12 protein-coding genes are annotated in these 12356 nt (G+C 68.8%); 3 read left to right on the forward strand and 9 right to left on the reverse strand.

All coding sequences use genetic code 11. The features are described 5' to 3' along the window. Positions 1-96: 96 nt before the first annotated feature. From B7438_RS00690 to B7438_RS00705, 4 genes are all read right to left on the reverse strand, one after another. The gene (locus B7438_RS00690; RefSeq protein ID WP_085367419.1) at positions 97-1569 is read right to left on the reverse strand and encodes a dihydrolipoamide acetyltransferase family protein; all 1473 of its coding nucleotides are present in this window, start codon (positions 1567-1569) and stop codon (positions 97-99) included. A gap of 60 nt (positions 1570-1629) precedes the next feature. Beyond that, a complete protein-coding gene (locus B7438_RS00695) occupies positions 1630-2589 on the reverse strand; it encodes an alpha-ketoacid dehydrogenase subunit beta (protein ID WP_085367651.1) in 960 nt (319 codons plus the stop codon). Between the two features lie 392 nt (positions 2590-2981). Continuing rightward, entirely contained in the window at positions 2982-4121 is a 1140-nt protein-coding gene (pdhA, locus tag B7438_RS00700; protein ID WP_085367420.1) for a pyruvate dehydrogenase (acetyl-transferring) E1 component subunit alpha, read from the reverse strand. Between the two features lie 4 nt (positions 4122-4125). After that, the gene (locus B7438_RS00705; protein ID WP_256921816.1) at positions 4126-5235 is read right to left on the reverse strand and encodes a pyridoxal phosphate-dependent aminotransferase; all 1110 of its coding nucleotides are present in this window, start codon (positions 5233-5235) and stop codon (positions 4126-4128) included. A gap of 89 nt (positions 5236-5324) precedes the next feature. Here B7438_RS00705 and B7438_RS00710 point away from each other — a divergent pair, with 89 nt between their 5' ends. Together B7438_RS00710 and purB are read left to right on the forward strand one after the other, a co-directional pair. Then, the gene (locus B7438_RS00710) at positions 5325-5711 is read left to right on the forward strand and encodes a phage holin family protein (protein WP_085367422.1); all 387 of its coding nucleotides are present in this window, start codon (positions 5325-5327) and stop codon (positions 5709-5711) included. Between the two features lie 49 nt (positions 5712-5760). Then, on the forward strand, positions 5761-7140 hold the full coding sequence (gene purB / locus B7438_RS00715) for an adenylosuccinate lyase (RefSeq protein WP_085367423.1): 1380 nt from the start codon (positions 5761-5763) through the stop codon (positions 7138-7140). 83 nt (positions 7141-7223) lie between these two features. On the opposite strand, the gene B7438_RS00720 is transcribed toward purB, so the two are convergent. Then, entirely contained in the window at positions 7224-7544 is a 321-nt protein-coding gene (locus B7438_RS00720) for a hypothetical protein (protein WP_085367424.1), read from the reverse strand. Then, positions 7541-8128, reverse strand: a complete 588-nt coding sequence (locus B7438_RS00725; protein ID WP_085367425.1) for an HdeD family acid-resistance protein — start codon at positions 8126-8128, stop codon at positions 7541-7543. Before B7438_RS00725 ends, B7438_RS00720 begins: the two co-directional genes overlap by 4 nt. 137 nt (positions 8129-8265) lie before the next feature. Between B7438_RS00725 and B7438_RS00730 the strand changes: the two genes are divergently transcribed. Beyond that, positions 8266-8967, forward strand: coding sequence for a Pr6Pr family membrane protein (locus B7438_RS00730; protein ID WP_085367426.1), 702 nt, complete (start codon positions 8266-8268; stop codon positions 8965-8967). On the opposite strand, the gene B7438_RS00735 is transcribed toward B7438_RS00730, so the two are convergent. The 3 genes from B7438_RS00735 to B7438_RS00745 all read right to left on the reverse strand — a co-directional run bounded on the left by B7438_RS00735 (position 8964) and on the right by B7438_RS00745 (position 12231). Further along, a complete protein-coding gene (locus tag B7438_RS00735; RefSeq protein WP_085367427.1) occupies positions 8964-9464 on the reverse strand; it encodes a hypothetical protein in 501 nt (166 codons plus the stop codon). The genes B7438_RS00730 and B7438_RS00735 overlap by 4 nt on opposite strands. A gap of 77 nt (positions 9465-9541) precedes the next feature. After that, positions 9542-11128 carry an MFS transporter gene (locus tag B7438_RS00740; RefSeq protein ID WP_085367428.1) on the reverse strand — a complete coding sequence of 529 codons (1587 nt, stop codon included), beginning with the start codon at positions 11126-11128 and terminating at the stop codon, positions 9542-9544. 62 nt (positions 11129-11190) lie between these two features. Next, positions 11191-12231, reverse strand: a complete 1041-nt coding sequence (locus tag B7438_RS00745; protein WP_085367429.1) for a cupin domain-containing protein — start codon at positions 12229-12231, stop codon at positions 11191-11193. Between the last annotated feature and the right edge of the window lie 125 nt (positions 12232-12356).

Raw genomic sequence — 12356 nt, forward strand, 5'->3', positions numbered from 1 at the left:
TGGGGGGCCTGTCTAATTCGGCTGATCGTGGATGCGCGCCGGCGAGCGGCACCCCCACACACTAATCCTTATTGATAATGATTGTCAAAACCATCATCAGTCGAGCAGCAGCGCGGGCTCCTCGATGATCGAGGCCACATCCGCCAGGAACCGGGATGCGACGTCGCCGTCCACCACGCGGTGGTCGAACGACGCGCCCAGCGTTGTGACGAACCGCGGCCGCACCTCGCCGTCGACGACCCACGGCTTCTGCTTGATCGTGCCGAGGGCGACGATGCCGACCTCGCCGGGGTTCAGGATGGGCGTGCCGGTGTCCATCCCGAAAACGCCGATGTTGGTGATCGTGATGGTGCCGCCGGACATCTCGGCCGGGGTGGTCTTGCCGTCGCGGGCGGTGAGGGTGAGCTGTTCGAGCGCCGTGGCGAGCTCGAGCAGGGACATCTCCTGCGCCTCTTTGATGTTCGGCACGATGAGGCCGCGCGGGGTCGCCGCCGCGATGCCGAGGTTCACGTAGTGGCGCACGATGATCTCCTCGTCGGTCCACGACGAGTTGACGGTGGGGTTGCGGCGCACGGCCCAGATGATCGCCTTCGCCATGATGAGCAGCGGGGAGACCTTCACGCCGATGAAGTCCGGGGAGTTCTTGAGGCGCTTGACGAACTCCATCGTGCGGGTCGCATCCACGTCGACGAACAGGCTGACGTGCGGAGCGCTGAACGCACTGGACACCATCGCGTTCGCGATCGTCTTGCGCACGCCCTTGACCGGGATGCGGTCCTCGCGGTCGTTCGGCCACTCCGGCGTCTGGATGTTGCGGAAGACGCTCGCCTGGGTCGCCTCGCGCAGCACGTCCTCACGGGTGACCTCGCCGATCGGGCCCGTGGGGGTCACCAGCGTCAGGTCGACGCCGAGGTCTTTGGCGAGCTTGCGGATGGGCGGCTTGGCGATCACCGGGATGGTCGGGGTCACGTGCACCTCGGAGCGCACGGTGAGCGACGGTGCGGCGGGGGCGGGTTGCGTCGCCGCCGTGGCCGGGGCGGCGGCCGCCTGGCTCGCTGTGGCCGCCGGCGCCGCCGCTGCAGCGGGCGCGGGCGCTGCAGCGCCGCTCGTCGCGACCGGGATCGCCGACGTGCCGGGATGGGTGACCCTGCGGCGCCTGCTGGCGCCGTGTCCGGCCGCGCCGTAGCCGACGAGCACTGCTCCCGGCTTCTCGGCGGGCGCATCCACTTCGTGGGAGACGCTGGCCGCGGTGTCGGCGGCGGCTTCGGCCACCTCGCTCTGCGGTTCCGCCGCCTGCGGTTCGCCGGCGTCGGCCGAGCCTGCTCCGGCGTCGCTCGAAACGGTGATGATGGGCGTGCCCACATCCACTGTCTGTCCTTCGGACACCAGCAACTCGCCGACGACGCCCTCGAACGGCGACGGCAGCTCGACGAGCGACTTGGCCGTCTCGATCTCGACGATCACCTGGTTGACCGCCACCGGGTCGCCGGGCGCGACCTTCCAGGCGACGATCTCGGCCTCGGTCAGACCCTCGCCGACATCGGGAAGAAGGAACTTCGATTCGCTCATGTGCGACTTCTTTCGGTAAGCGGGATCAGGTGACGACGCGGACGCGCTGCGGCGGCCGGATCAGTACGCGAGCGCCCTGTCGACGGCTTCGAGGATGCGGTCGGCGTCGGGGAGGTAGATGTCCTCGAGCTTCGCGGGAGGGAACGGGGTGTCGAATCCGGCCACCCGCAGCACGGGGGACTCGAGGGAGTAGAACGCCTTCTCGGTGACGGTCGCGGCGATCTCCGAGCCGACGCTGACGTTGCCGGGCGCCTCCTGGGCGACCACGAGCCTGCCGGTCTTCCGCACGGACTCCACGATCGGCGTGTAGTCGATCGGCGAGAGCGAGCGCACGTCGATGACCTCGATGCTGCGGCCCTCCTCGGCGGCGAGCTCTGCAGCGCGCAGCGCGACACTGACCATCCCGGCCCACGCCACGACGGTGGCGTCCGTGCCGGTGCGGACGACGCGGCTGGCGTGCAGCGGCGTCTCGTTCTCGGCCAGGTCGACCTCGCCCTTGGGCCAGTAGCGGCTCATCGGCTCGAAGAAGAGCACGGGGTCGTTCGACTGGATGGCCTCCTGGATCATCCAGTACGCGTCGTGCGGGGTCGACGGTGCGACGATGCGCAGGCCGGCCGTGTGCGCGAAGTACGCCTCGGGGGCTTCCTGGTGGTGCTCGACAGCGCCGATGTGACCGCCGTGCGGCACCCGGATGACGATCGGCATGCTGATCTTGCCGTCGTGCCGGTTGGTGAGCTTGGCCAGCTGGGTGGTGATCTGGTCGAAGCCGGGGAAGATGAAGCCGTTGAACTGGATCTCCAGCACGGGACGGTACCCGCGCATCGCGAGACCGATGGCCGTTCCGACGATGCCCGCTTCGGCGAGCGGCGTGTCGATGACGCGCTGCGGACCGAACTCCTTCTGCAGGCCCTCCGTCACGCGGAAGACACCGCCGAGCGGGCCGACGTCCTCGCCCAGGATGAGCACGCGGTCGTCGTCGGCGAGCGCCTTCCTCAGTCCGGCGTTGAGCGCCTTGACCATCGGCAGCGACTGGATGCGCGGCTCCGGCTCGGCGGGCGCGGAAGGCTGAGCGGGCTCTGCGGCTTCGGCGGGCTCAGACGACTCCGACGACTCGGCGGCTTCGGACGACTCTGCGGCCTCGGCCTGCTCGCCATCCTCGGCGCGCGCATCCTGAGCCGTCTCGGTGCCCGTGGGGGTGGGAGCCGCGTCCTCGATCGTGAACTCGCGCGACCACTCCTGCTCGGCGACGTGCTCTTCGAGCACGATGGAGCCCGGCTCGCTCTCGATGATCTCGACCACGTCGATGGCCTGGGTGTCCTCGCCGACCGGTGCGTCGGAGTGCTCCGGCGTCTCCACCAGTTCAGCCTCGACGATCTCGCCCTCCGTCTCGGGCGCTTCGCTTCTCACGTCGCTCATGCGTCACCTCCGAACGATGCTTCGTAATCGGTGAGCCACTGCTTCTGCTCGTCCATCAGCGGGTGCGGCTCACTGTAGACGTTGTCGAACATCGACGCGATGGGCGGCACCTCCAGTTCGAGGGTGCGCCTGCGGACGTCGGCGGCCAGGTCGGCCCCCTCCTCGTCCGCGCTGTCGAAGAACGCCTGACCGACGCCCTGCTGTTCGAGGAACGTCCTGAACCGCACGATCGGATCGCGCTCGCCCCAGTACGCCGTCTCTTCGTCCGTGCGGTACTTGCTCGGGTCGTCGCTGGAGGTGTGGGCGCCCATCCGGTAGGTGAGGGCTTCGATCATGCTCGGGCCTTCGCCGTTGCGGGCGTCGTCGAGGTGCTTGGCGGTGACCGCGTACGAGGCGAGCACGTCGTTTCCGTCGATCTGAACACCGGGGATGCCGAATCCGCTGGATCGCAGGTAGAGCGGCGATCGCGACTGGGTGGTGACGGGCACCGAGATGGCCCACTGGTTGTTCTGCAGGAAGAAGACCTGCGGGGTCTGGTAGCTGGCGGCGAAGACGAACGCCTCGCTCACGTCGCCTTGGCTGGTGGCGCCGTCGCCGAAGTAGACGATGGCGGCCTCGTCGGTCTCCGGGTTGCCCGTGCCGACCTTGCCGTCGAACTTGATGCCCATCGCGTATCCGGTGGCGTGCAGCGTGTGCGAGCCGATCACCAGCGTGTAGAGGTGGAAGTTCTGCACAGCGGGGTCCGTCGGGTCCCAGCCGCCGTGCGTCGTGCCGCGGAGGAGCCCCATGATGCCGACGGGGTCGATGCCGCGGATCATGCCGACGACGTGCTCGCGGTAGGAGGGGAAGAGGTGGTCCTGCGGGCGGGCGGCGTGGGCGGAGCCCACCTGCGCACCCTCCTGGCCCATGCTCGGCACCCAGAGCCCGAGCTGGCCCTGGCGCTGCAGGTTCGCGGCTTCGTGGTCGAAGGCGCGGACCTTGACCATGTCGCGGTACAGCCGCCGGTAGTCGTCCTCGTCCAGTCGTTCGAGGTAGGGCAGGTATTCCGCTGCGAGTTCGCTGGGCTGGAAACGGCCGTCTGCTGTCAGCAGCTGGACCGTGTTCGCCGGGCGCGGGGTATCGTTCGTGGCAACCACCTGTCTAACCTAACCGCTTGGCGGGGTGCCCATTTGGTAGGTTCCGCACAATATCTGCGGCCACCTCAAGGAGTTTGTCCACAGACTCCTGCTCCCCGACACTGATCCGGATGCCCTCGGGCACGAACGCTCGGACGGTCAGTCCCGCGTCGAAGAACGCGTCGTTCGCCTCGGCGGTCTGGTCGCCGGTGGCGAGCCAGACGAAGTTGCCCTGCGCCTCCGGCACCGCCCAGCCCTGCGCGATCAGCGCATCCCGCAGCTGGTCGCGGCGCATCGCGATGCGGGCGACGCGCTCCATCAGCTCGTCCTCCGCCTCGATGGAGGCGAGCGCGGCGATGCGCGCGGCGTCGGTGACGGACAGCGGGATCGCCGCAGAGCGGGCGGCGTCGAGCACGTGCGCCGGACCGACCGCGTATCCGATCCGCAGCGCGGCCAGACCGTAGGCCTTGGAGAAGGTGCGCAGCACCACGAGGTTGGGATATCGGCCGAGAAGGGGGATGCCGTCGACGGCGTCGTCGTCGGTGACGAACTCGTAGTACGCCTCGTCGAGGAGCACCAGCAGGTCGGAGGGCACGGCGGCCATGAAGCGCTCGAAGTCCGCCGCCGTGACGATCGTGCCCGTCGGGTTGTTCGGGGTGCAGACGATGACGGCCCGGGTGCGGTCGGTGATGGCCGCCGCCAGGGCATCCAGGTCGTGACTGCCGTCCGCGCGATTCGGGACCTGCACGCTGGTCGCGCCGGCGACCGTCACGAGCCCGGGGTACGCCTCGAACGAGCGCCACGAATAGACGACCTCGTCGCCGACGCCCGCCGCGGCGGAGATGAGCTGCGAGAGCAGGGAGACGGAGCCGTTTCCGAGGTGCACCTGCTCGACGTCGACGCCGTGCCGGTCGGCGAGACGCTGCCGAAGGTCGCCGCCGCCCGCGTTCGGGTAGCGGTTGAGGTCGCTGAGGACGCGGGTGACCGCATCCACCACCGACGGAAGGGGAGGGAACGGGTTCTCGTTGCTGGACAGCTTGAAGCCGTCGGCCGGGGCCGGCCTTCCCTGCTTGTATGCGGGGACAGCCACGATCTCGGGGCGCAGCCTCACGCCACGGGTGTGTTCGGTACTCACGCCCCTAACTTACCCGCGGCCGCATACCGCCGCGGGAATTCTCGCTCCACCCCTCGCTTCCTGGATGCGCCACCTGGGATCATGGACGCATGAGATTCCTCGTCAAGCTCATCATCAACGCTCTCGCACTCTGGTTCACGACCCTCATCGTGTCCGGCGTCACCGTCCGCCCATACGCAGAGGGCACGCTGCCGACGATCCTCACCTATTTGCTGATCGCGCTGATCTTCGGTGTGGTCAACGCGATCGTCGGCACGGCCATCCGGGTCGTCGCGTTCCCGATCTACATCCTGACGCTCGGGCTCATCTCGTTCATCGTGAACGGGCTGCTCCTGCTGCTCGTGGCGTGGATCAGCGGACTGATGGGCTTCGGGCTCTACATCGCGGGCTTCTGGTGGGGTGTGCTCGGCGCCCTGGTGCTCGCGCTCATCGCCTGGCTCATGGGCCTGATCCTGCGCCCGCTCACGCGACGCTGACAGCGTGGATGCGGGAGAATAGGTCAGACCCCACCACGCAAGGAGACCCATGACCGCGCTGCCTCCCCAGCCGCTGAGCCCACTCGACGGCCGTTACCGCTCGGCGGTGCTCGGCCTCGGCGACCACCTCTCGGAGGCCGGCCTCAACCGGGCCCGCGTCCAGGTCGAGGTCGAATGGCTCATCTACCTGACGAGCCACCGGATGTTCGGGTCCACCCCGCTCACGGAGGAGCAGGTGCGCTCGCTGCGCGCGCTCGTCGACGACTTCGGCCAGCCGGAGATCGACAGGCTCGCGGAGCTCGAAGCCACCACCAAGCACGACGTGAAGGCAGTGGAGTACCTGGTGCGCGAGCGCCTGCACGCTCTCGGGCTCGACAGCATCGCCGAGCTGACCCACTTCGCGGCCACCAGCGAGGACATCAACAACCTCTCCTATGCGCTCACGGTGAGCGCGGCCGTGAACGAGGTGTGGCTGCCCAAGCTGCGCGCCGTGATCGGCGAGCTGCGCGCACAGGCGTTCGAGTACCGCGACGACGCCATGCTGGCGCGTACGCACGGTCAGCCGGCGACGCCGACGACGATGGGCAAAGAGCTCGCCGTCTTCGTCTACCGCCTCGAGCGCATCGCGAAGCAGATCGACCACAACGAATACCTCGGCAAGTTCAGCGGCGCGACCGGCACCTTCGCCGCGCACCTCGTGGCGGATGCGGACGCCGACTGGCCGCGCATCTCGGAGGAGTTCGTCACCAGTCTCGGGCTCGACTGGAACCCGCTGACCACGCAGATCGAGTCGCACGACTGGCAGGCGGAGCTGTACGCGAAGATCTCGCACGCCAACCGGGTGCTGCACAACCTGGCGACGGACATCTGGACGTACATCTCGCTCGGCTACTTCCGGCAGACGCCGGAGCCCGGCGCGACCGGCTCGTCGACGATGCCGCACAAGGTCAACCCGATCCGGTTCGAGAACGCGGAGGCCAACCTCGAACTGAGCTCGGCCGTGCTCGACTCGCTCGCTGCGACACTGGTGACCAGCCGCCTGCAGCGCGACCTCACCGACTCCACCACGCAGCGCAACATCGGCGTGGGCCTCGGGCACTCCCTGCTGGCCCTGGACAACATCCAGCGCGGCCTCGGTCAGATCGCCCTCGACCGCGACCTGCTTGCGGCCGACCTCGACGCCAACTGGGAGGTGCTCGCAGAGGCGATCCAGACGGTCATCCGCGCCGAGGTCACGGCGGGGCGGTCGCAGATCACCGACCCGTACGCGATGCTCAAGGAACTCACCCGCGGCAAGCGCGTCGACCACCAGGGCCTCACCGACTTCGTCAACACCCTCGACATCGGCCAGGCCGCCAAGAACCGTCTGCTCGCGCTCACGCCGCACACGTACACGGGCCTCGCCTCGGCTCTCGTCGACCGGCTCTGACCCCACAGACAATCGAGTCCGAAGTTACTCACGGTCATGCTCGGCGTGTCGCGTGAAGAGCTTCGGACTCGATTGTTTTGGGGCTAGTGCGCGGAGGGCTTGGGGGACTCGGGAGAGTCGGGGGACTCGCCGTTCTGCTCCTGGAGGTCGTGGACCTCGGCGGCGTTCGGCTTGAAGGCGAGCGCGAAGAGGGCCATCAGGACGAGCGCGACGATGAACGCGATGCCGAAGCTCACGCCGGCGAGCAGGAACTCGCGGGTCGCGATCAGCACGATCAGGCCGACGAAGACGGCGAGCGCCGCCGAGATGCCGAGCAGTTCCGCCGGCAGGAACCGGTCTTTGCGGGTGGGCTGGAGTTTCGAGTCGGAGGTCACGCTCTGGTCTTTCTTGTCACGCTTGGTCACGATCCGTTCCCCGCGTTCTGCTCGGCGGCGACGGCACGGGATGCGCTCCTCAGCGACACGGCGCCGATCCCCTGGAAGACGCCCACGATCACGGCCCACGCCCCGAACAGACCGATCGAGAGCAGCGCATCCACCGGGATGAGCAGGAAGGCGACGGCGAGCACGGCGGTCAGCGCGCCGGTGATGAGCCAGTCGCGGGCGGCCGCATCCCTGCCCCGGTTGCGGATGCCGTTGTAGAGCTCGAGGAAGCCGGTGAGCGCCGCCCACACGGTCACGAGATAGAGGTAGAGGCCGAGGCCGCTGGTCATCAGCGTGAGGGCGAGAACACCGGCGATGACGCCGATGGCGCCCTGCACGATGAAGAGGGTGCGCGTGTTGCCGCGGAGGCCGCTGGTGGCGGTGAGGACCGCTGTGGCGAGTCCGTCGAGGATGGCGAACACCCCGAAGACGATCAGCCCGAACTCGGCGGTGTGCGCATCCCTGGTGAAGGTGATGACGGCGGTCGCCGCGAGCGCGACGACGGCACGGACAGCGGGGACCACCCAGTACCGGTTGGACTTCGGGGCAGGAACAGCGGGTGCCACTCGGCGACCTCTCTCGTACGGGTTTCCCCGCTAGTTTAGTCGCGGTGCGCCTGCGCGTTTGCCGCGTGCGCGCGCGGGCGCTCGGTATGCTCGGGCTGTCTCCTGTCCGAGCACCACCCGACCACGAAGGGCTCCGGATGCGGATCGGTTTCGGAATCGTCCGAGCGGCGATGTGCCTGCTCACCATCGTGGCGATCGTCGCCCAGTTCGCGACGAGTGTGAACTTCATCTCGGGCAAGGGCGGCAACATCGCCGGCTACGTTGTGAACTTCTTCAGCTTCTTCACGATCGACTCGAACATCGGCTACGTCGTGGTGCTGGGCATCGGCGCCGTCTTCCTCTTCACCCGCACCGGCGACGACCCCGGCTGGTTCACCGGGCTGCGAGCGGCGGTGACGACGTACATGGTCACGACCGGCGTGGTCTACAACCTGCTGCTGCGCAACATCCCGCTGCCGCAGGGGCAGACGGTGGAGTGGTCGAACGAGGTGCTGCACGTCGTCGGCCCCGTCTACCTGCTGATCGACTGGCTGTTCGCGCCGGGACGTGCCGCGCTGCGCAACTCGGTCCTGTGGTGGATCGTCGGGTTCCCGATCGTCTGGGCGGTCTACACGCTCATCCGGGCGCCGTTCGGAGCGGACCCGGTGACGGGAAAGCAGCCGTGGTACCCGTACCCGTTCCTCAACCCGCACACCTCGCCGAACGGATACCTGTCTGTCTCGTTCTACGTGTTGCTGATCGCCGCGGTGATCCTGTGCGTCGGGTTCGGGGTGGTGTGGGTGTCGCGGCGGTGGGCGCGGGATGCGCCAACCCGTGGAGGTGTGGCCAGGCCCTCCTAGGCCCGCGCCATCCTGTCCACGCTGTTCGACCAGAAGACCACGCCGGCGACTGCCGTCAGGGCGAGCAGGAACGCGCCGGTCGGCGTGATGGTGTCCGCGATCCTGTGCTGCGCGCAGAGCGCGGAGGCGATCCCCGCCGCGAGCCCGCTGACGGAGACGACGGCGAACGAGTACGAGATGACCCTGGCAGCCCCGTCGAGCAGCATCCCGCGCACGATCAGCGCGATGGCGGCGATCACCCAGGTGGCCCCGAGCGGGAACGAGATCAGCAGGGCAAGCTCGTCGCGCAGCAGCAGCCCGGGCACCAGGTAGAGCAGGGCGGCGGAGGCGAGCATGGCGAGCCCCAGCCCGACGAACCCGAGGAGCCGGACGCGCTCGGACCGGAACGCCTGGATGGTGCCGACCACAGACGGCCAGGTGAGTGCGAACGAGAACGCCACGACGGCCAGCGCGACCGCGCCGGCGCCCTGGACGAGCGGAAGCAGGTTGACGTTCATACCGATATTCAACGCCGATGGGGATGCGTTCGCATCATTCCGGAGAATGACTCTTTCGCCGCTGCGATAGCACCCGGTCAGGCGGCGAAGTAGTGCCGTTCGGTGGCAGGGCCGTCGCAGTAGCGGAGGGCATCCGCCAACAGCTCGCGATCCCTGCCCGTGAGCCGCTGCGACTGCTGCCGCCGGAACTCGCCCCACGACGGCACGACGAACGCCTCCAGCATCCTGTTCTCGTCCTCCCCGCTGCGGTAGAGCCTCCACCGCGATGCACCTGTCCGGCGGCGCGAGTCCTCGACGTGCTCCATCGCCGCGCGGAACTCCGACGTCTCACCGGCCCGCACCGGGTACGTGACCTCGATGAGCACCGGCCCGTCCGTCGGATCCGGCTCGAACACCAGCATCGGCGTCGCCCAGGTGAGCGAGATGGTGCGGTCGATCTCTCCGGTCCCCGGCAGGAGCGGCAGCAGACGCACGCTCGCGGCCACGAGTAGGAGCAGCAGCGCGGCGAGGGCGAGCGCGTTCGTGGTGCCGAACAGCTGCGCGATCAGTCCCCAGAGGAACGAGCCGATCGCCATCGTGCCCATGAAGACCAGGATGTAGACCGCGGCACCGCGCGAGCGCACCCACTGCGGCAGGGTCAGCTGCAGGGCGGCGTTCAGGACCGTGAGGGTCCCGATCCAGGCGAGCCCGGCGAGCACGAGAAGGAGGAGCGTCGGGATGTACGGCAGGTAGGCGGCCGCGACGGTCCCGACGGCGAACAGCACCGCGCTGACCGCCACCACGACGTTGTCCGAGAACCGTTTGCGCACCACGGGCAGGGCGAAGATCCCGAGCACAGCGCCCACCCCGAGCGCGCCGAGGAGCAGGCCGTAGCCGCTCGAGTCGAGTTCGAGTCGTTTCGCCGTGACGGGGAGGAGCGCCCACAGCGCACTGGCCGGCGCCGCGAACAGGGCCGACCGCAACAGGATGCGCCGCACCAGGTGCGCGGACGCGACGTACCGCACACCCGCCCGCAGCGCGGGGCCGAACCGCTCCCTGTCGTCGAGTCCGTCCTGCGGCGGACGCTTCCACCAGACCAGCGCTGCGGCGGCGGCGATGAAACTCAGCGCGTTGATGCCGAACACGACGGGCGCACCCGTCAGCGACAGGATCGCTCCGGCGAGCGCCGGCCCGACCGCCCTCGCCCCGTTCACCGTGACGCCGCCGAGGGCCGACGACGCCCCGATCTGCTCGCGCGGGACGAGTTCGGGCTGGATGGCCTGCCAGGCGGGCGAGGTGAGCGTGGAGGTGACCCCCAGCAGGAACGTGAAGGCCAGCAGGCTGATCGGGGTGAGGTCGTTCAGCAGCGCGACCACGGTGAGCGCGGCCGCGATGACGGCGCTCGCGACCATCCCCCAGATCAGCAGCTTGCGTCGGTCGAGCGAGTCGGCCAGCACTCCCGCGGGCAGCGAGAACAGCATCGCGGGGGCAAGGCTCGCGGTCTGCACGAGGGCGATCACGGTGGCGCCGGCCGCCGCATCCACCAGGAACCACTGGGCGCCGACGGTCTGCATCCAGGTGCCGATGTTGCTGCCGAGCTGCGCGAACCACAGCACGCGGAAGGCCGGGATGGCCATCGGCGCCCACGCGGACACGATGGAGGGGGCGGCAGCGGTCTTCGACATGCTTGCATTATGCGGCGAGCGCGTTACGGCCGTGTGTCCGGAGCATCCGGGAAAGCGCCCGCTCAGGCCACCGGGTCGAGCGGGTTGTTGCGGGACACGATCAGCGGGTCGACCGGCGTCGGCGGGAACTGCGGCAGCTGCCGCTCCGGCACACCGAAGGACGCCGCGAGCACCTCCCGCGAGAACGCGGACGCCGTGGCCCGGTAACCGACATCGCCGGGCGTCGGCTGGTCGAAGAAGATCAAGAAGTGGATTCCCTCCTCGCCGAGCGCCTCGATGTGGTGCGGGTATGCGCGCGGGATGAAGTACGCGTTCCCCGGCTCCAGCTCGTAGGTGTCCAGGCTGCCGTCCGGGTCGAGCACGGTCATCCGCGCGTGGCCGCTCTGTACGTAACCGAGTTCGGCGGTTACAGGATGCCAGTGCGGTTCGCGCATCCCGGTGCTCGCGACGTTCAGCGAGTACATCGACAGGTCGTCGAGGGCGGCCCAGAACTGCTTGCGGCCCAGCCTCGCCGAGCCGTAGCTGTACGACAGCGGCGGGTTCTGCGCTTCGATGTCGAACAGGTGCGCGCTGGGCAGCCCCGCCGAGTCCGGGATGCGCGCCGCCCCTTCGCGCCGCACGATCTGCGCAGCATCCTGCCGCCCGAACACCTCGAACGCGGAGGCAGGAAGGTCGTAGGTGTTGCCGAGCACCGCATCCGACATTGCGTTGAAGCTGTTCTGCAGTGAGAAGTGCGCCGGCCGGTCGGAGCGCAGCGAGGCGATGATCTCGGCGGTCCCCTCCCCGACATTCTCGATGTGATAGACCGCGCCGGAGGCGACGTGGTACATCTGCCCCGGTTTCACGACGAAGGTCGAGAACTCGTCACCGTCCCCCAGCATCGACACGAGCACCGTGCCGGCCACCACGTATGCGATCTGGTTGGCGTTGACGTTCCACTGCGGCTCCCGGATGGCACCCGGCTCGAGCACGATGCGCTTGAGCGACATGCCACTCAGGATGGGAAAGTCCTCCGCGGTCAGCTCGGAGATGCTGCCGAGCTCGGTGCGGTACGTGTCGCCGGCCCCGATGAGGGATGCGACGTGGCGGGATTCGGTGGCCATGCTGGGTCTCCTTCTCGTCTCGGAACACGGAAGGCAGCCCGCGGCCGGGGAGGCCGGAGCGCATCCGGGTCACGGTCGCGAGGCTACCGACGCTGGGCGGTGCGGGGCAAGGAATTTGCGGGGGT

Origin of the sequence: Leifsonia sp. NCR5, assembly GCF_002105485.1 — a bacterium.
In the GTDB taxonomy this organism is placed as follows: Bacteria; Actinomycetota; Actinomycetes; order Actinomycetales; family Microbacteriaceae; genus Leifsonia.

Bases quoted from the DNA above. Each gene is read 5' to 3' on its own strand.
- B7438_RS00740 (WP_085367428.1), bottom strand. From the start codon at position 11,128: ATGTCGAAGACCGCTGCCGCCCCCTCCATCGTGTCCGCGTGGGCGCCG.
- B7438_RS00710 (WP_085367422.1), top strand. From the start codon at position 5,325: ATGAGATTCCTCGTCAAGCTCATCATCAACGCTCTCGCACTCTGGTTC.
- purB (WP_085367423.1), top strand. From the start codon at position 5,761: ATGACCGCGCTGCCTCCCCAGCCGCTGAGCCCACTCGACGGCCGTTAC.
- B7438_RS00690 (WP_085367419.1), bottom strand. From the start codon at position 1,569: ATGAGCGAATCGAAGTTCCTTCTTCCCGATGTCGGCGAGGGTCTGACC.
- B7438_RS00745 (WP_085367429.1), bottom strand. From the start codon at position 12,231: ATGGCCACCGAATCCCGCCACGTCGCATCCCTCATCGGGGCCGGCGAC.
- B7438_RS00735 (WP_085367427.1), bottom strand. From the start codon at position 9,464: ATGAACGTCAACCTGCTTCCGCTCGTCCAGGGCGCCGGCGCGGTCGCG.
- B7438_RS00730 (WP_085367426.1), top strand. From the start codon at position 8,266: ATGCGGATCGGTTTCGGAATCGTCCGAGCGGCGATGTGCCTGCTCACC.
- B7438_RS00695 (WP_085367651.1), bottom strand. From the start codon at position 2,589: ATGGTCAAGGCGCTCAACGCCGGACTGAGGAAGGCGCTCGCCGACGAC.